Source organism: Micromonospora coxensis, assembly GCF_900090295.1.
GTDB classification, from domain to species: domain Bacteria; phylum Actinomycetota; class Actinomycetes; order Mycobacteriales; family Micromonosporaceae; genus Micromonospora; species Micromonospora coxensis.
Genome location: NZ_LT607753.1, coordinates 840,335 through 858,980, shown reverse-complemented (window position 1 = coordinate 858,980; position 18,646 = coordinate 840,335). Strand labels below are relative to the sequence as shown.

Sequence of the window (18,646 nt, the reverse complement as noted above, 5' to 3'; positions counted from 1 at the left end):
CATGAGACATCGACTGCTGGGCGTCGTCTTCATCGCCGTGCTGGCCACGGCGCTGACCGCCTCCGTGTTGCAGTACCGCAAGGCGTTCACCCCGGTCGCCCGGGTCACCGTGCACGTCGACCGGACCGGGTTGCAGCTCAGTCCGGGCGCCGACGTCAAGGTCCGCGGCGTCGTGGTCGGCGAGGTGCGCTCGGTCGGCAGCCGGGGCGCCGGCGCGGTCGTCCGGCTGGCCCTGGACCCCGGCACGACGGCGCGGATCCCCGCCGACGTGGACGCCCGGCTGCTGCCCAAGACGCTGTTCGGGGAGCGGTACGTGGAACTGGTGCCGCGGGGCGGCGGTAGCGGCGCGCCGCTGCGGGACGGGGCGGTCATCACCCAGGACCGCAGCCGTACGGCGGTGGAGCTGGAGCGGGTGCTCGACCAGGCGCTGCCGCTGTTGCAGGCGATCCGACCCGATCAGCTCGCCGCGACGCTGGGCGCCATCGCCACCGCGTTGGAGGGACGTGGCGAGCAGCTCGGCGCGAACATCGTGCGACTCGAGGCGTACCTGAGGAAGCTCAACCCGGCGATGCCGGAGATCGCCGAGGACGTCCGCAAGCTCGCCGTCGTGCTGGACAGCTACGACGTCGCGTTGCCCGACCTGCTCGCCCTGCTGCGGGACGTGACCGTCACCGCCCGCACGGTCACCGACCAGCGTGGACAGTTGGCGGCGTTCCTCGCCGGGGCCACCGACACCGCCGACGTCACCCGGGGGTTCCTGGACCGGCACGGCGAGCAGCTCATCACGCTGGGCCGGGTGAGCCGGCCGGTGCTGGAACTGCTGGCCGCGTACGCCCCCGAGTATCCGTGTCTGGTCAGCGGGCTGGTCGCCCTGCAACCGCGCGTCGAGGAGGTCTTCGCCGGCGGGCGGATGCACATCACCCTCGAGGTCACCCGCGACGGCGGCAAGTACGAGAAGGGACGCGACGAGCCGGTCTACGGCGCGGACGACGGCCCGCACTGCCGGGGCCTGCCCGACCCGGGCCGGCCCGCGCCGCAGGTGCCGGTCGACGACGGGTACGACTACGGCGGGGACCGTCCCCGTACCCCGTTGCCCGTCGGTGTGAGCGCGCCCGCGCCCGGTGGCGGGTCCGTCGACATGGGCCGGGCCGGCACGGTGGAGGAACGGGCCCTGGTCAAGCCCCTCGTGGGCGCTGTCACCGGCACCCCGCCGGCCGAGGTCCCGGACATCGCGGTGCTGCTGTGGGGGCCGCTGCTGCGCGGTGGGGTGGTGAACGCCCGATGAGCACGAGGACGACGACGCCGCTGCTGAAGCTGGTGCTCTTCGCCGCGGTGACGCTGCTGTTGACCGCGATGCTGGCGCAGACCCTCGGCGCGTTCCCGCCGGGCGGCGTCACCTACCGGGCCCGGTTCACCGACGTCACCGGCCTGCTCGCCGGTGACGACGTACGGATCGCCGGGGTGAAGGTGGGCCGGGTGCGCGACATCAGGGTGGTCGACGACACCGTCGCCGAGGTGGCGTTCACCGTCACCGACGACGTGCCGGTGGCCACCAGCGTCCGCGCCAAGATCCGTTACCGGAACCTGGTCGGCCAGCGGTACGTGGCGCTGAGCGAGGGGCCGGGGGAGGGGCGGCCGTTGCGGCCGGACGGCCTCATCCCGCTGGCGCAGACCACGCCGGCGCTGGACCTGACCGTGCTGTTCAACGGGTTCCGGCCGCTGTTCACCGCACTGGACCCGGACGACGTCAACAAGCTCGCCTACGAGATCATCCAGGTGCTGCAGGGCGAAGGTGGCACGGTCGGCAGCCTGCTGCGCCGCACCGCGTCGCTGACCAACACCCTCGCCGACCGGGACGCCGTCATCGGGCGGGTCATCACGAACCTGAACGGCGTGCTGGCCACCCTGGCCGAACGGGACCGCAACCTCGACCAGAGCATCAGCCAACTGCAACAGTTCGTCTCCGGGCTCTCCGCCGACCGCAAGGCCATCGGCGAGTCGCTGGTCAGCCTCGGTGAACTCACCAGCGCCACGTCCGCGTTGCTCGACGAGGCACGCCCACCGCTGGCCGCCGACGTCCGTGCCCTGGACAAGCTCGCCGGCACCCTCGAACGCAACGCGGCCGTCATCGACGGCACCCTCGGCCGGCTGCCCGACCGGTACGAGTCGCTGACCCGCGTCGCGTCGCACGGCTCGTGGTTCAACTTCTACCTCTGCGACTTCGACGGCAACGTGGCGGTGTCCGGCCGGGCGCCGCTCGACCTGCCCACCTTCAGCGCCCCGGCCGCCCGATGCGCCGGCGGAGGCAGCCAGTGACACCGTTCCGGGAACGCAACCCCGTCGTCGTCGGCGCGATCGGGCTGAGCCTGGTCGTCGCGGCGCTGCTCGGCGCCTTCCAGCTCGACCGGCTGGCCGACCTCACCGGCCGCGCCTACCAGGCCGCCTTCCGCGACGCCAGCGGCCTCACCACCGGCAACGAGGTCAGGGTCGCCGGAGTGCGGGTCGGCAAGGTGACCGCCGTGCAGCTCGCCGGCGACGGCGCGCCGCACGTCCGGGTCCGGTTCCGGGTGGACGACGACAGCGTCCGCCTCGGCGCCGACACCGGCGCCACGATCCGGATCAAGACGGTGCTCGGGCAGAAGTACCTGGCCCTCACGCCGGCGGGGCCGGGACGGCTGCGCGAGGGCGGGCTGATCCCGCTGGAGCGCACCGCCGCGCCGTTCGACGTGGTGCAGGCGGTCACCGGTCTCGCCGAGACCCTCGACAAGGTCGACACCGAGCAGCTCGCCAAGGCGTTCACCACCCTGTCGGAGACGTTCGCCGACACCCCCTCCAGCGTCAACGCCTCCCTGGTCGGGCTCTCCCGGCTGTCGCGCAGCGTGTCCGGACGCGATGCCGAGCTGCGCGCGCTGCTCGCCCGCGCCCGCACCGTCACCGGTGTGCTCGCCAGCCGCGACCAGGAGTTCCGCAAGCTGGTCCGCGACGGTGAGGCGCTGCTGGCCGAGGTGAAGCGACGCCGTGACGCCATCCACAAACTGCTCGTCGGCACCGACAAGCTCGCCACCGAGCTGTCCGGACTGGTCGACGACAACCGCGCCACGCTCACGCCCGCGCTGCGCAAGCTGCGCGAGGTGGTCGCCGTGCTGCAACGCAACCGCGACGACCTGGAGAAGACGATCCAGCGGATGGGCCCGTTCGTCACCACGTTCGCCAACGTGGTCGGCAACGGCCGCTGGTTCGACTCCTACGTGTCCGGGCTGCTGCAGCCGTACCAGCCCACGACGGGAGGCCGTTGATGTCCGGTCCCATCCGGCGCTGGCGACGACCGGTCGCCGTCGCCACCGCCCTGCTGGTCGCCGTCGCCGCCGGCGTGGTCGTCGTCGGTGACGACCCGCCCCCACGGCGGGTGGTCGCCCACTTCACCCGCGCGGTCGGGGTGTACCCCGGCTCCGACGTGCGGGTGCTGGGCGTCCGGGTCGGCGAGGTCGTCGCGGTGACCCCACGGGGCCGCACCGTCGAGGTGGCGATGCGCTACGACCCGGGGATCGAGATCCCCGCCGACGCGCAGGCGCTCATCGTCCCGCCCAGCGTGGTCAGCGACCGGTACGTGCAGCTCACCCCCGCCTACGCCGGTGGCGCCACGCTGGACGACGATGCGGAGATCCCGCTGGCGCGCACCGCCGTGCCGATGGAGATCGACGACATCTACCAGGCGCTCGACGAGTTCAACCGGCTGCTCGGCCCGCAGGGCGCCAACCGTGACGGGGCCCTGTCCGACCTGGTGTCCACGGGCCGGGCCAACCTGGAGGGCAACGGGCAGAACCTGCACGACACCCTCGACGGGCTGTCCCGGTCGCTGACCGTGCTCTCGGAGGGCCGTCAGGACGTCTTCGGCACGGTGGTCAACCTGCAACGCTTCACCACCGCGCTGGCCCGCAGCGACACCCAGGTGCGCGCCTTCAACCGGCAGTTGGCCGACGTCGCGGAGCAGTTGGCCGGGCAACGCGACGAACTGGCCGCCGCGCTGCGCAACCTCGCCACCGCGCTGGACAAGGTCACCGTGTTCGTCCGGCAGAACCGGTCCACGCTGACCTCCAACGTCGCCGCGCTCAGGGAGATCACCGGCGTGCTGGTCCGCCAGCAGCGTGCGGTCATCGACATCCTCGACGTCGCGCCGCTGGCCCTGAGCAACCTCAACCTGGCCTACAACCCGCGCTCGGGCACCCTGGACACCCGTGACAACCTGATGGGCCCGTACGACCCGGCCGCTTTCGCCTGCTCGCTGCTGGTGGACCAGGTCCCCGCAGCCCAGGTGCCGGCGAAGTGCACCGCGCTGGCGCAGACCCTGCACGCGCGCGGGCTGCCCCTGACCGATCAGCTGCGCAAGCTGCTCAAGCTGCCGCCCGGCGCCCCGGCGACCGGCGGGTCCCCACCGGATGATCCCTCGATCAGCTCCCCCGGTGCGTCGATCCCCGACCCGGCGCCGGGCGGCTCCGGCATCACCAGCGACCCCACTCTCGGCGGCATCCTGCGGGGCACGCGGTGAGGCGGCGGGCATCGCGGGTGATGGCCTGCGCCGTCCTGGTGGCGCTGGTCCCGGCCGGGTGCGGCCTGCCGGACCTGGCCGACCTGCCGCTGCCGGGCGGCGCCCCGCAGGGCGCGGGTTACACGGTCACCGCCGAGTTCAGCGACGTGCTCGACCTGGTGCCGCAGGCCGCCGTCAAGGTCGACGACGTGACCGTCGGCAGCGTGGAGAGGATCTCGCTGGCCGGCTGGACCGCGCGGGCCACCCTGCGCCTCGACGCCGACGTGCGGCTGCCGGCCAACGCGACCGCCGCCGTCCGGCAGAGCAGCCTGCTGGGCGAGAAGTACGTGACCGTCGCCGCGCCACCCACCGGCGCGTCCGGTGACCGGCTCGCCGAGGGCGACGTCATCCCGCTGTCGCGCACCGCGCGCGGCGCGGAGGTGGAGGAGGTCCTCGCCGCCCTGGGACTGCTGCTCAACGGTGGCGGGCTCGCCCAGTTGCGGACCATCAACCGGGAGTTGGGCGCCGCGCTCGACGGGCGGGAACCGGCCGTGCGGGACGCGTTGGGCCGCCTCGACGAGTTCATCGGCGGGCTGGACCGGCAGAAGGCGGATCTGGTCCGGGCCCTCGACGCCCTCGACCGGCTCAGCGCCCGGCTGCACCGGCAGAAGACGGTGCTCGGCGAGGCGGTGGACTCCCTCGCCCCGGGCCTGACCGTACTGGCCCGCCAGCGCGCCCAGCTGACCGGCGCGCTGACCGCGCTCGGCAAGCTCGGCACGGTCGGCACCCGGGTCGTCGACCGCAGCCGCGACGACACCCTCGCCGACCTCAAGGCCCTGCGACCGATCCTGGAGCAGCTGGCACGCGCCGGTGACGACCTGCCGAAGTCGCTGGACTTCATGCTGTCGTACCCGTTCCCGCCGAACGTCACCGGCGCGATCGTCGGCGACTTCGTCAACCTCTCCGTCACCGCCGACCTCGACTCGGCGTCGATCCTGGCGAACCTGGTCGCCGCCGCGCCCGCACCGGCCCGCCCGGTGGCGCCGCCGAGGACCGGTGCGACGGCGCCGAAGCCCGGTGGCCCGGCGACCGGCCCGTCGCCGGGAGCCGGTCCACTGCCGCAGCTGCCGCTCACCAGGTGCCTGCCCGACCCGGAGGACTTCCCGGCGACCTGGACACCGCCGCGCGACTGCCTGCTGCCGGAGGGGTGCGTCCTGCTCAGACCCGGCTCGCCGGTGCCCGTCGGTGGGCTGATCCTGCCCAAGGGGGTGGTGCCGCCCGGCACGGCCCTGCCCGCCGGGACCGAGCTGCCCGCCGGCACGGTCATGTCGGCGCAGTGCGTGCTGCCGGTGACCGGCGCGGTGACCGGACGGATCGGGGACCTGCCCGACATCCTCGGAGGAGGGCTGCGGCCGTGATCGGACGTACCGCGAAACTTCAGGTCCTGGCCTTCGTGCTGGTGAGCGTCCTGGGCGTCGGCTACGTGGGGGTGCGCTACGTCGGGCTCGGCGACCGGCTGCTCGGCGGCAGCTACGTCGTGCACATGGAGCTGGTCCGGGCCGGCGGCATCTTCACCAACGCGCCCGTCACCTACCGGGGCGTTCCGGTCGGCCGGGTCACCGCGGTGACCCTGCGCGGCGACGGGGTCCGTGCCGACCTGCGGCTGCGTCGCGGCACCCAGGTCCCCGACGACCTGCGGGCCGTGGTGGCGCAGCGCTCCGCCGTCGGCGAGCAGTACGTCGACCTGCGCCCGGAGCGCGACAGCGGGCCGTACCTGCGCCACGGCGCGGTGATCCCGGCCGATCGCACCGGAGTCCCGTTGGCGCCGGAGACGCTGCTGAGCAACCTCGACGCGCTGGTCCGCTCCCTCGACCCGGAGGACCTGAGCGTGCTGATCACGGAACTGGGCACCGCGTTCGAGGGCAACGAGAAGGCGCTGGCCCGGATCCTCGACGCCGGCGACGCGCTGCTGCGCGAGGCCGACGCCCGGCTGCCGGAGACGCTCGCGCTGATCAGGGACGCCCGTACCGTGCTCACCACCCAGGCCGAGTCGGCCGAGGCGTTGCGGAGGTGGAGCGCGGGCCTGGCCCGGCTGGCGGCCACCGTCCGGCAGGCCGATCCGGACCTGCGGCGGCTGCTCGCGGCCGGACCGCCGGCCGGGCAGGAGCTGGTCGCGCTGCTGCGTGGCCTGGACCCGACGATCGGCGCGCTGCTCGGCAACCTGGTGACCGTCAACGGCATCGCCGCGCGCCGGCTGCCCGGCATCGAGCAACTGCTGGTGGTCTTCCCGATCGCCGTCGCCGGCGGATTCACGGTCACCCCCGGCGACGGCACGGCCCACCTCGGTCTCGTGCTCAACGCCGGGGACCCGCCGTCGTGCGTGTACCGCGGCGGCACCGCCCGGTGCGGCGCGGGGGAGCAGGCGGCCGGCGCGAGCGTGCGGGGGGCCGGCAACGCGCCCCGGCCGGGTGGCCGGCCGGCCGCGCCCGCCGACACCGCCGAACCGGCGCCGTACACCTTCGTCGAGGGCGGCGGGTACGACCCGGCGACCGGCATGGCGCTCGGCGCCGACGGCCGGCCGTTGCAGTTCGGCGGGACCGGCGGGCAGGCCCGGATGGCCGGCGACCAGTCGTGGAAGCAGTTGCTGCTCGCCGGGGTGACGCCGTGACGAGCGTGGAGAAGGAGGCGGCCATGCAGGCCCGCAGGAACCACACGCTGAAAGTGATCAAGGGGGCGAAGCCCGCGACGCCCGGCCGTACGGTGCCGCGCCGGGTCGTCTCCCGCCGACTTCCCACGCCCGTGGAGCCGCTGGAGGAGCTGCTGCGGCGCATCGAAGGGGAGCCGGAGGAGGATCTGCCGGACCTCGACGAGCCGGCCGCCTCCGACGAGCCGGCGCGGCGGGCCGGCGGTGTCGCCCCGCGCGAGGAGCCCGCCGACGGCGACCGGAGGAGAGGCCGTCGACCGCTGGTGGCGCTGCTGGTGGTCGTGCTCGTCGCGACGGTCGCGGTGGCCGGGATGACCGGTCACCGCTGGTACGTCGAGCAGGCGACGCAGCAGGCGCGGCAGGAGGCCGTCGCCGCCGCCAAGCAGGCCGCGGTCAACTTCGTCTCGGTCAGCGCGGGCAGCGTCGACCGGGACATGCAGCGGATCACGGCCGGGGCGACCGGCGACTTCCGGGAGGAGTTCACCCGGGGGCAGTCGCAGGTGCGCACCGCGGTCGTGGAGAACAAGGTCGACTCGCGCGGCGCGGTGCTCCGGGCCGGGCTGGTCTCCGGCGATCGCCGCCGGGCGGTCGTGCTGGTGGCCGTCGACGCCACCGTCCGCAACGTCAAGTCGCCCGAAGGTCGGCCGTCGCACTACCGGATCCAGATGGACATGGTCCACGACAGGGACTCCGGCAGGTGGCTGGTGTCCCGGTTGCAGTTCGTCGGATGAGAGGGGCAGCACCCGTGGGTATCCTGAACAGCCTCGCGCGCCCGCTGCGCGTCCTGCGGCGGCGTCGCGTCCGGGTCGGGCTCGTGCCCGCCCTGGTCGTCGGGATCGTGGTCGCCGCGGCGGTCGCCGGCCTCGGCTGGTGGGGCGAGCACCGCGCGCAGCGGCGGGACGCGGCGGTGCGTCAGGCGCTGGCCACCGCTCCGGCCGCCGCCAAGGCCATCTTCTCCTACGACCACCGCACCTTCGACGACAGCATCGCCAACGGCCGCACCTTCGTCACCGGCTCGTTCGGCGCGGAGTACGAGCAGACCACCTCGGCGTTGAAGCAGACCGCCGCCGAGCAGCAGGCGGTCGTCGCGGCGGAGGTGTCCGCCACGGCGGTGGTCACCGCCACCGACGACCGGGTCGAGTTGCTGGTGTACCTGAACCAGTACCGGCGCAACGTGAGCACGGCCGGGGAGAAGGTCGACCAGAACCGGGTGGTGCTCACCCTGGTCCCGGTCGACGGGGAGTGGAAGGTCTCCCACGCCACCGCCATCTGACGAATCGTGCCCGTGCCGGCCCGCCCACCTGCTGGGGCGGCCGGCGCGGGCGTTCGACCCGCCCGGGCCGCCGACGCCGTCGCGGTCGTTCGGGCCGCCGGGAAGGGATGAGCCGATGAGCTCAGGGCATCGTGACGCTGTGGACGACGACGTGCGGGACGCCCCGGGGCCGGTCGCGGACCGACCGGGCGTCGCGGACGCGGCGGTGCGGGTCGCGTTGGTCGCGGAGCCGGGCCTGCTGCGGACGCTGGTGGTCGCGGTCCTCGCCGCCACGCCGGGCTTCCGGACGGTCGGGGAGTGCGACCCGGACCAGGACGCCGTGGCGGCCGTCGCGGCGGGGCGACCGGATCTGGTGCTGGTCGACCTGGACACGGTGGACGACCTCGGTGTCCTGACCGGCCGCCTGTACGCGCGGCTGCCCGACTGCGCGGTGGTGGGGCTGACCGCCCGGCGCACCGCGCGGACGCTGCGGCGGGCGTTGCGGTGCCGGGTGCGGGGCGTCATCGGCAAGGACGTGCCGCCGGAGGAGCTGGTCGAGCAGTTGCGTGCCGTCGCCGACGGGCAGCGGACGATCGACCCGCAGGCCGCGCTGGCCGCGCTGGACGCGGCGGTGAACCCGTTGACGGAGCGGGAGCGGGAGGTGGCCGCCGCGGCGGCGCGCGGGCTGCCGGACCGGCAGATCGCCGCCCAGCTGCACCTGGCGCCCGGGACGGTGCGCAACCACGTCTCGGCGCTGCTGCGCAAGACCGGTGGGCGCAACCGGTGGGAGGCGGTCCAGCGTGCCCAGGATGCGGGCTGGATCTGACGACATCCTGACCGTGGCTTCCGTGTAGGGAGTCCTTTCAATAGGATTCCTGACCGTGCGTCATCAATTGCGCACGGCACGTCAGGCAGCGGGGGTTGTTGACGGGGAGTCCTGTATGGTCCGCACGCTGCTCGCGCTCCAGGGCGGGCTGGTCCGGGGTGCGCTCGCCCGCCTGCTGGCGGCCGAGGACGACATCAAGGTCGTCGGGGAGGTGGAGACGCCGCACGAGTTCCGGGCCGCCGTACGGGCCGAGCGTCCCGACGTCGCCGTCGTCGACGTCGACACGCTGACCCTGGAACACCTCACCGAGCTGGTGTCCGCCGAGCCGACCGGCCGGACCGACTCGACCACCCGGTTGCTGGTCCTGATCGAGCAGCGGCGGACCGCCCGCCTGGCGCCGGTGCTCGCCGAGCACGGCCGGCGCATCGGTTTCCTGAGCCACGACGTGCCGCCCGGGCGCATCGCCGAGGCGGTGCGTCAGCTGGCGGCCGGCGAGGTGGTCCTCGACCCGGAGCTGGTCGTCGCGGTGCTGGAGATGAGCGACAGCCCGTTGACGCCCCGCGAGCGGGAGGTGCTGGACGTGGCGGCCGAGGGTCATCCGGTGCGGGAGATCGCGGTGAAGCTCTCCCTGTCTGCCGGCACGGTGCGCAACCACCTGTCCCGGATCATGGCGAAGACGGGGGCGCGTACCCGGCTGGAAGCGGTGCGGATCGCCCGCGAGGCGGGCTGGATCTGACCTCGTCGACGCCCGCCGTCCCGTAGCCGACGAGTTCCCGGTACGCCGCCGAGCGGTCGAGCAGCCCCTGGTGGGTGTCGACCAGCGCGGTGCGCCCGTCGAGCAGCAGGACGCGGCGGGCGCGCAGCGCGGAGCTGAGCCGGTGCGCGATGACCACCAGCGTCCCGGGGCGCTCGGCGAAGGCCGCCTCCAGCCGGGCCTCGGTGGCCGGGTCCAGGTGGCAGGTCGCCTCGTCGAGGATCGCCAGCGGCGCGGGCGACAGCCAGGCCCGCAGCAGCGCCAGTTGCTGGCGTTCCCCGGCGGACAGGCCCGCCGGGCGCAGCGTGGCGTCGTAGCCGCCGAGCCGCTCCAGCAGCCCGGTGAGGCCGAGCCGGGCCGCCGCCCGGGCGAGCGCCGCGTCGGGCAGGTCCGGGCGCAGGTAGGTGAGGTTGTCGCGCAGCGTGCCGGTGAAGACGTACGCCTCCTGCGGGATCAGGACGCGCCGGCCGGCCAGCTCGGCCGGGGTCGCACCGGCCACCGGCCGTCCGCCGAGGTGGACGGTGCCGGCCTGCGGGCGCAGCACCCCGGCGATCAGCCCGGCGAGGGTGGACTTGCCGATCCCGCTCGCGCCCACGATCACCAGGTGGTCGCCGGCCGGCACGTCGAGGTCGAGCCGGTCGAGCACCGGTTCGGCGTGCGGGCCGTAGCGGAAGGTCACGCCGCGCAGGGACAGCGCCGCGTCGGTGCGGGGCGTGGCCGGGGCGGCGGTGGCCGGCGCGCCGGTGGGCGCCGGGTCGGGGGCGCCGGTGCGCAGCAGCCGGTCCAGGGTGACGGCGAAGCGGAGCCCACCGGCGGCGATCCCCTGGACCAGGGCGTGCAGGGCGGGCTGCACCCCGCGCACGACGTAGACCAGGGCACCGAGCACCGCGCCCGGCCCGAGCCCCTGCCGCAGCAGCCACGGGGTGGCCAGCAGCACCACCGGCACCGGCAGCCATCCGCCGACGGCCAGCGTCAGCCCCCGGGTGACGGCCATCGTGGCCAGCCGACGCTCCACCCGGGCCTGGGCGTCGACGTACCCGCCGATCCAGCCGGTGACCCGCTCGCGCGCGCCGCTGACCGTGACGTCGCGGTGCCCGGTGACCGCGGCGACGGCGACCCGGCCCAGGTCCTCGTCGGCGAGCACGTACTCGCGTTGCCGGGCCACCATCGCCGGCAGGGCCGCGGCGAACAGGCCCAGCCCGGCCAGCACCGGCACCGCCACCAGCAGCGCGACCGGCGCGGCCAGCGAGAACAGGCCGACGAGGGCGGCGCCGGCGGCGAACAGGAAGCCGCGTACCACCATCAGCAGGCCGGCGTAGGTGTCGCGGACCATCTCGACCTGGTGGGTGAGCCGGGCCACCGCCGCGTCGTCGCCCCGGCCGCCGGTCGCGCCGGCCAGGGCACCGGCGACCACCCGGCGCAGCAGGTCGTCGCGGAACGGTTCGACCACGTCGCCGAGCAGGGCGTACGCCCGGTTGGTGCCGACCGCGCCGACGAGCACGGCGACGGCGAGCAGGCCCAGCCAGAGCAGCCCGGTCGCCGGGCGGCCGGCGAGGAAGCCGTCGTCGACGGCCCGCGCGGTGATCAGCCCGGCCAGCATCGCCGGCAGCGCCTCGGCCAGCGACCAGCCGGCGAGCCGCCACAGCTCGGCGCGGCGCTGCCGCAGCGCGGCCCGGGTCACCTCGCCGACCGTGCTCACGCCCGGAACACCGCCCGGTAGTCGGGGTCGTCCCACAGCACCCGGTGCGGGGCGACCGCGCGCACGCGTCCGCCGTGCACCCAGGCCACCAGGTCCGCCCGGGCGGCCATGCCGACGCGGTGGCCGACCACGACGCGGGTACGCCGGTCCTGCGCGGTGGTCAGCGTCCGGGTCACCCGGTACTCGGTGGCGGTGTCCAGGCTGGAGGTGGCGTCGTCGAGGATCAGCAGCCGCTCGGCGCGCAGCGCGCGGGCCAGCCCGAGACGTTGGCGCTCCCCGCCGGACATGGCGACGTCGACCAGCGGGGTGCGGTAGCGCTGCGGCAGCCGGTCGACGAAGTCGTGGATGGCCGCGGCGGTGGCCACCGGCACCGGGTCGGCCCCGCAGCCGACGGCCTCGCCGACGGTGTCGCCGACCAGCACCGGCCGTTCGAAGCCGTAGCCGACCGCCGTGTGCAGCGCGGTCGCGCTCAGCTCGGGCAGCGGCACGCCGTCGAGGCGTACCTGGCCGGAGTCCGGGTCGCGCAGTCGTCCGGCGACGGCGGCGAGCAGGGACTTGCCCGCGCCGGACGCGCCGACGACGACGAGCAGCGCCCCGCCGGGGACCCGCAGGTCGACCCGGTCGAGCAGGACCTGTCCGTCGTCGCCGCGGACGGTGACGCCGCGCAGTTCCAGCTCGCCCGGCCCCGGGGGCAGGGCCCGGGCGCCGTGCCGGCGGACCGGTTCGGCGAGCACGTCGGCGGCGCGCCGGCAGCCGGCCCGGACCCGCACCGCCTTGTTCAGGGTGCTGACCACGGTGCCCAGGCCGGCGCCGAGCGCGGCGTACTGGAGGGCGGCCAGCAGCTCGCCCGGGGTGAGCCGGCCGGCGGCCAGCGACAGCCCGCCGACCGCGACGACGGTCAGTTGCAGCAGCGGGTTGAGCACCGCCCCGCGGGTGGCCGCCCCGGCCAGCACGGTCCAGGTGCGCGCGCCGTACGCCCGCAGGGCCGCGACGGGCGCGAGCACCCGTTCGACCTCCCGGTCGGCGGTGCCGGCGGCGGCGATGGTGCGGGCCCCGGCCAGGGTTTCCACCATCCGGCCGGCGAGGTCCCCCTGGGCCTGCTGGTAGCCGGCGACGGCGGCGGAGGCGTCGGCGACGAAGCTGCGCAGCAGCACGCCCAGCAGCACCAGCCCCGCGACGAAGGTGAGGCCGAGCCAGGGGTCGATCAGGGTCAACGCCACCAGACTGCCCAGGGGCGGCAGCAGCACGGTGGCGGCCAGGACGACGGTCGGGGCGGCCTGGCCGGCGTCGGCGACCTGCCCGGCCAGCCGGCCCACCAGGTCACCGACCGGGCGGCGGGCCGCGGTGCGCGGGTCGAGGGCGAAGATGTGCCGGGCCAGCGTGTGCCGCAGGGCGGCGACGGAGCGGGCGGTGGCCGTGCCGGTGCCGTAGTCGCGGACCGCTCCGGTGGCGACCACGACGGTGATGAGCCCGACGACCGCGACGAGCCACCGACGCGACGAGCCGTCCGGGGCGGCGCCGACGGCGGCGTCGACGGCGCGTCCCAGGGCCGCGGGCAGCGCCAGTTCGGCCGCCACGCCGGCCACGGTCACCACCGCGAGTACCGGGGTCCACCAGCCGGCGGACCCGACGGCACGCAGCAGGAGCCGGTCGGCGGGGCTCATCGCACCTCTCTCACGTCGCGCGGCCCCGGACCGGTGTGAACCGGCCCGGGGCCAGGCGAACCGATCGTCAGCGGCAGGTGGTGACGCTCAGCGAGCTGTCGCCGCAGAGCAGCAGGCTGGCCTGGCTGCCACCGCCGGTACGCTCGGCGGCCGGCAGTTCCATCCCCTGGAGGTCGAGCAGAGCCATGTCGGTTCCTCTTTCTTGGTCGATGGTGCGGATCGGTCAGGGTCGTCGGGTCGACGACCCGGCGGTCACTTGCAGGTGGTGACGCTCAGCGAGCTGTCGCCGCAGAGCAGCAGGCTGGCCTGGCTGCCACCGCCGGTACGCTCGGCGGCCGGCAGCTCCATCCCCTGGAGGTCGAGCAGAGCCATGTCGTTGCACCTCCTTCCACATGAGTCGGGTCATTCGGCCCCGGGGTGACCCCCGGGGAGTCGGTGGGCCGGTCAACCGGCCGTGGCGCCGGCGGTGGGCGTCGTCCCGGTCGGTGGCGCCAGGAACGGCAGCCGGACCGGACGCTCCGGGCGGGTGGCCGCCAGGGCGCTCAGCACGCCGGCGGTGCCGGTGGCCAGGTCCATGGACAGCCGCAGCAACTGGTCGCCGGGGAAGGCGGTGAGCCCTCGGTACGGCAGGGCGTGCCAGCTCAGCAGCCGGGCCTGCTCCCGCGCGGCCTCGTGCTCACCCCGTTCGGCCAGGTAGGTCACGATCCCGGCGCGGCCGGCGAAGAGGCCGGGCTGGGCGTAGAACGGGAAGTCGGCGCAACGGCGGATCTGCGTGGCGCGGGCGCGCAGGTCGTCGTCGGGGCGGTGGCGCAGGTACTGGTCGAGCACCAGTCCGATGCCGACGCTGCCCTCGGCGAGGTACGGCATGGTGCGCCAGCCCTCGTCGACCTCCAGGTGCCCGGCCTCGCGCAGGACGCACCGGCGCAGGTCCTGCCGCAGGGCGGTCGCGGCGTGGTCGAGCAGGACGGGGTCGTGGTCGCGTTCGTAGCTGCGCAGCAGCATCAGCGCCACTCCCGCGCCGCCGCGCATCAGCCCCGCGTACGGGTGCCGTCCGCCGCTGACCTCGGCGACCGAGTCGACGTCGCCGAGCCGGCCGACGACCAGGTCGACCGCCTGCCGGGCGGCGTCGGCGTAACGCCGCTCGCCGGTGAGGTCGGCGAAGTGGGCCAGGTTGAGCGCGATCCCGGGCAGGCCGCCGGTGAGGTCGTTGCCGAGTTCGGTCCACGGTTGCGCCAGGCAGAGGTCGACCAGGCGCAGCGCCTCCTCGCGGTGGCCGAGCAGGTCCAGCACGTACGCGATGCCGTGCAGCCCGTCGTAGAGGCCGAGCCGGCTGCCGGAGGCCGGTTCGCGGACCCGGTCGACGAGCCACCGGGTGTGCGCGGGGTCGGTGGCGGCGCCGGCGGCGTGCAGCGCCCAGAGCACCCCGGCCGCGCCGTGCGCGAGGCCCAGCCCGCCGTCGTCGCCCTTGAACTGGCGGATGTCGCCCGGGAAGAGCCGGTCCGTGCGGTGCGGCGTGGCGCTGGCGGCGATCGCGGCGGCGAGCCGGTCGCGCAGCGCCGGCCAGTCGTCCGGCTCGATCCGGACGAGGTCGTCGACGGGCGCCCCGGCGTGGTCGTGGTCGTCGACGGGCGTTGCGGTGCGGTCGTGCGCCGTGGGGCCGGCGATCTCGGCGACGGTGGCGTCGAGCAGGTCGCGGGGGACGGGGAAATGTTCGGCCACCACGTCGGCGAGGTGCCGGGCCTTGGCCGGGGCCAGTCGCAGCATGGCGGTCAGCGGCAGGAACAGGGCGAGCCGCAGGCACGCCAGGGCGTACCGGTCGACGTCGACGCCGGTGCGGTCGCGGGGCGCGGCGAAGGCCTGGTTGCGCAGCGCCGGCCGGGACGCCTCCTCGACGGGGGCGGCGACCTCGAAGTCGATCAGCGTGACCGCCCCGTCCTCGCCGACCATGATGTTGAACATGTGCAGGTCGCCGTAGACGATGCCGTGCGCGTGGATGGCCTCGACCGCCTCGGCCACCTGCCGGTGCACGTCCAGCGCCCACCGGGTGTACTCGGCGCGGTCGGCGTCCAGGTGCACCAGCGGATAGCGGTCCACCACCAGTTGGTTGAGCGGGCGTCCCTCGACGAACCGCAGGGCGAGGAACTCGTGCCCGCCGAAGTGGAACTCGTCGTGCACCCGGACCAGGTGCGGCACGTCGGCGAGGCGGCGCAGCGTCTGCGCCTCGCGGCGCAGCCGGGTCACCGCGTCCGCGCCGGTGGCGTCCAGCCCGGCGTACGGGCGGGCCTCCTTGAGCACCACCCGCTGCCCGGTACGGGTGTCGCGGGCCTCGTACAGGCCGCCGCCGTTGGAGAAGTGGATCACCTTCTCGATCCGGTACGGCAGCTCGGTGGTGCTCGCCGCGTTGCGGGCGGCCAGGTGCGGGGCGAGGAAGTCCGGCAGCGTGACCCAGTCGGGCACGTGGAAGACCGGGTCGCGGCGGTCGGGCACCAGGGTGCCGCTCGGGTCCTCGATCGCCGGCACCACCTGGCCGTCGTCGGAGACGCAGTAGCGCGCGGCGAAGCCGCCGTAGCGCAGGTGGACCGGACCGTCTCCGTAGCGCAGGTCGCTGAGGACGTAGGGCCCCTGCTCGCCGTCGAGCAGTGCCGCCAGCTCCTTGGCGGTCAGCTCCAGCTCGGCGTCGTCGCGCGGGTAGACGGTGACGAACTTGCCGCTGCCGCCCCGGCGGGCGTACTTGCTGTTGCGCATGAGCAGCATCCGGGGCCCGCGCAGGTGCTTGAACGGGATGCCGCGCGGCTGGCAGTAGTCCATCACCCGGGCCAGCACCCGCTCGGCGTTCTCCAGTCGGGCCGAGACGTGGATCTTCCAGCCCTGCTGGGGGAGGGTGCCGTCGACCGGGGCGTGGATCAGCCAGTCGTCCTTGACCTCGCACTCCCAGCCGTCCGGGAGCGGGCGGTCCGCCGCGTAGCCGGCGGCCTCGGTGCTCGCGCTGGCCAACGAGTCGTAGAAGAGCGGATCGACCGCACAGTACGAGTCGTACCGTTCATCCATGTCGCCTGCCTCCACCGCCTGATCGGTTGAGGTCAATCCTGCTGACGGACATGGACTGTGCACAGTGTGATGAGTCATGGACTGATGGTGAGAATCGCATGCCGAAGTCGTGACAATGGCGGAGTTTGAACTCGCGAATGCCGCGTGACCAGTCGTTCGGCGCGCGTCGAACCGCCGGCCGGTGTCGCGGCGACGCGAGGGTCGGCGTGCGGGTGCTGGCCGTCGGATGGGGCGTGGCATGTCGGCCGAGGCCGTGACCGGCGCGGCGGTCACGGCCCCGGCCACGCTCACGCCGTCGCGGTGCAGCTCCGCGTCGGCGCGGAGGGGGCGCCGGGGCCGGTGAGGCCGAAGGAGGCCTTCGCTCACCCTCTTGCCAATCGGAAAGCGCTTTCCTACACTGCGATCCATCGATGCGTCGGTCCCTTCCGGGCGAGGGTCCGTCGGGCGGTGTCGCCTGTCGCGTACGGGCAGCGCGGCGCTGCGCCCGCGCCCCGTCACCAACAGCATGGGAGACACCTGATGAGACTCACGGCGCTCACGGCAGGCGCTGCCCTGGCAGCCGGCGTGGCCCTCGCGATGCCCGCGTCCCCGGCGACAGCCGCGCCGACCCGCTACGAGGCGGAGAACTCGCCGGCGATCTGCACCGGCACCATCGACAGCAACTGGTCCGGGTTCTCCGGCGCCGGATTCTGCAACGGCGACAACTCCACCGGCGGCTGGGCACAGTTCACCGTCACCGCCGCGGCCGCCGGCACGGCGACGATCGGCGTCCGCTTCGCCAACGGCACCACCACGACGCGACCCGCCGCGCTCGTGGTCAACGGCGCGGGCGCGCAGACCGTCTCGTTCGGGGGCACCGGCGCGTGGAGCACCTGGGCGACCAGGACCCTGACGGTGAGCCTCACCGCGGGGACCAACACCATCCGGCTCGACCCGACCAGCTCCGCCGGGCTGCCCAACGTCGACTTCCTCGACGTCGAGACCGGCGCCAGCCCGCCCCCGCCGCCGACCGACACGCTCTACGTGGCGACCAACGGCAACGACGGCAACACCGGCACCCTGAGCGCTCCGCTGAGGACCATCCAACGCGCGGTGGACCTGGCCCAGCCCGGGCACACCATCGTCATCCGGGGTGGCACGTACGCGCCCAGCACGAACATCCAGATCCTCAAGAACGGCACGCCGAGCGCGCCCATCACGATGCGCAACCACGAGGGCGAGCGGGTCGTCATCGACGGCGAGAACATGCCCCACACCCCCGGCGCGGTGGACTCCACCATCCCCCGCTCCGAGCGCGGCGCCATCCACATCGAGGGCGACTGGTGGCGACTGATCGGCCTGGAGATCATCCACGGCCCGTACGGCATCTTCGGCCTGGACACCAACAACAACGTCTTCGAACGCCTGATCACCCGCGACAACTACGAGTCCGGCCTGCACCTCGTGCTGTCGTCGAGCAACAACCAGATCATCAACCTGGACAGCTACGGCAACCGTGACCCGCGCAAGAACGGTGAGAGCGCCGACGGCCTGGCCATCAAGGAGGGCTCCGGCAGCGGCAACGTCGTACGGGGCGCCCGGCTGTGGAACAACTCCGACGACGGCCTCGACTTCTGGATGTTCTCCTCGCCGATCCGCATCGAGAACAGCCTCGCCTGGGGCAACGGGTTCAACCGCTGGAACCTGCCCGACTTCACCGGCGACGGCAACGGGTTCAAGCTGGGCGGCAACGGCGTGTCCGCCAACCACACCGTGCGCAACAGCATGGCGTGGGACAACGCGGTCGGTGGGTTCATCGACAACAACAACCCCGGGCAGCACGTCATCGACCACTGCACCGCGTGGGACAACCCGGGCACCGGATTCAACGTCAACCGCTCGGACAGCACCCTGACCGACAACCTCGCCGTGGCCAACGGCACCAACGTCTCGCTCGGGTCCCAGTCCGGCGGCTCGGGCAACTCCTGGAACATCGGCGGCAGCTGGTCGTTGCAGAGCACCAACCCCGGCACCATCACCGGAGCCCGCACCGCCGACGGCTCCATCCCGTCCTCGACCTTCCTGCGCCCGAGCAACGGCGCGGACGTCGGGGCCCGCTTCTGAGCCGACGAGGCTCGTCGCGGGCAGTGCGGTGGGAGCGGGACGACTCCCCGCTCCCACCGCGGAGCGCGCCG

16 protein-coding genes are annotated in these 18,646 nt (G+C 74.3%); 11 read left to right on the top strand and 5 right to left on the bottom strand.

Going from position 1 to position 18,646, the window contains the following annotated elements; genetic code table 11:
- The first annotated feature begins 1 nt into the window (after position 1).
- From GA0070614_RS03790 to GA0070614_RS03745, 10 genes are all read left to right on the top strand, one after another.
- Positions 2-1,285 carry an MCE family protein gene (locus tag GA0070614_RS03790; RefSeq protein ID WP_088974662.1) on the top strand — a complete coding sequence of 428 codons (1,284 nt, stop codon included), beginning with the start codon at positions 2-4 and terminating at the stop codon, positions 1,283-1,285.
- Positions 1,282-2,316, top strand: coding sequence for an MCE family protein (locus GA0070614_RS03785; protein WP_088974661.1), 1,035 nt, complete (start codon positions 1,282-1,284; stop codon positions 2,314-2,316). The genes GA0070614_RS03790 and GA0070614_RS03785 overlap by 4 nt, the downstream gene beginning before the upstream one ends.
- Complete coding sequence (locus GA0070614_RS03780; RefSeq protein WP_231933515.1) at positions 2,313-3,296, top strand: MCE family protein; 984 nt, start codon at positions 2,313-2,315, stop codon at positions 3,294-3,296. The genes GA0070614_RS03785 and GA0070614_RS03780 overlap by 4 nt, the downstream gene beginning before the upstream one ends.
- On the top strand, positions 3,296-4,546 hold the full coding sequence (locus GA0070614_RS03775) for an MCE family protein (protein WP_088974659.1): 1,251 nt from the start codon (positions 3,296-3,298) through the stop codon (positions 4,544-4,546). Before GA0070614_RS03780 ends, GA0070614_RS03775 begins: the two co-directional genes overlap by 1 nt.
- Positions 4,547-4,566: 20 nt before the next feature.
- A complete protein-coding gene (locus tag GA0070614_RS03770) occupies positions 4,567-5,943 on the top strand; it encodes an MCE family protein (protein ID WP_088974658.1) in 1,377 nt (458 codons plus the stop codon).
- The gene (locus GA0070614_RS03765) at positions 5,940-7,193 is read left to right on the top strand and encodes an MCE family protein (RefSeq protein ID WP_172892362.1); all 1,254 of its coding nucleotides are present in this window, start codon (positions 5,940-5,942) and stop codon (positions 7,191-7,193) included. Before GA0070614_RS03770 ends, GA0070614_RS03765 begins: the two co-directional genes overlap by 4 nt.
- The gene (locus GA0070614_RS03760) at positions 7,190-7,960 is read left to right on the top strand and encodes a hypothetical protein (protein WP_157744932.1); all 771 of its coding nucleotides are present in this window, start codon (positions 7,190-7,192) and stop codon (positions 7,958-7,960) included. The genes GA0070614_RS03765 and GA0070614_RS03760 overlap by 4 nt, the downstream gene beginning before the upstream one ends.
- 14 nt (positions 7,961-7,974) lie before the next feature.
- Positions 7,975-8,502: a hypothetical protein gene (locus GA0070614_RS03755; protein ID WP_088974655.1), complete on the top strand. Its 528-nt coding sequence runs from the start codon at positions 7,975-7,977 to the stop codon at positions 8,500-8,502.
- A gap of 139 nt (positions 8,503-8,641) precedes the next feature.
- The gene (locus GA0070614_RS03750; RefSeq protein WP_172892361.1) at positions 8,642-9,307 is read left to right on the top strand and encodes a LuxR C-terminal-related transcriptional regulator; all 666 of its coding nucleotides are present in this window, start codon (positions 8,642-8,644) and stop codon (positions 9,305-9,307) included.
- A gap of 115 nt (positions 9,308-9,422) precedes the next feature.
- Positions 9,423-10,043 carry a response regulator transcription factor gene (locus GA0070614_RS03745; protein WP_088974653.1) on the top strand — a complete coding sequence of 207 codons (621 nt, stop codon included), beginning with the start codon at positions 9,423-9,425 and terminating at the stop codon, positions 10,041-10,043.
- Here GA0070614_RS03745 and GA0070614_RS03740 read toward each other — a convergent pair.
- From GA0070614_RS03740 to lanKC, 5 genes are all read right to left on the bottom strand, one after another.
- Entirely contained in the window at positions 9,973-11,760 is a 1,788-nt protein-coding gene (locus tag GA0070614_RS03740; RefSeq protein ID WP_088974652.1) for an ATP-binding cassette domain-containing protein, read from the bottom strand. The two genes, GA0070614_RS03745 and GA0070614_RS03740, sit on opposite strands and share 71 nt — an antisense overlap.
- On the bottom strand, positions 11,757-13,424 hold the full coding sequence (locus GA0070614_RS03735) for an ABC transporter ATP-binding protein (RefSeq protein WP_088974651.1): 1,668 nt from the start codon (positions 13,422-13,424) through the stop codon (positions 11,757-11,759). The genes GA0070614_RS03740 and GA0070614_RS03735 overlap by 4 nt, the downstream gene beginning before the upstream one ends.
- 67 nt (positions 13,425-13,491) lie before the next feature.
- Complete coding sequence (locus GA0070614_RS03730) at positions 13,492-13,611, bottom strand: SapB/AmfS family lanthipeptide (protein ID WP_088974650.1); 120 nt, start codon at positions 13,609-13,611, stop codon at positions 13,492-13,494.
- Positions 13,612-13,676: 65 nt separating this feature from the next.
- Positions 13,677-13,796 carry a SapB/AmfS family lanthipeptide gene (locus tag GA0070614_RS03725; RefSeq protein WP_088974649.1) on the bottom strand — a complete coding sequence of 40 codons (120 nt, stop codon included), beginning with the start codon at positions 13,794-13,796 and terminating at the stop codon, positions 13,677-13,679.
- 72 nt (positions 13,797-13,868) lie between these two features.
- Complete coding sequence (lanKC, locus tag GA0070614_RS03720; protein ID WP_088974648.1) at positions 13,869-16,472, bottom strand: class III lanthionine synthetase LanKC; 2,604 nt, start codon at positions 16,470-16,472, stop codon at positions 13,869-13,871.
- Positions 16,473-16,991: 519 nt separating this feature from the next.
- On the opposite strand from lanKC, the gene GA0070614_RS03715 reads away from it, so the two are divergent.
- The gene (locus GA0070614_RS03715; protein WP_231933514.1) at positions 16,992-18,575 is read left to right on the top strand and encodes a right-handed parallel beta-helix repeat-containing protein; all 1,584 of its coding nucleotides are present in this window, start codon (positions 16,992-16,994) and stop codon (positions 18,573-18,575) included.
- Positions 18,576-18,646 lie beyond the last annotated feature (71 nt).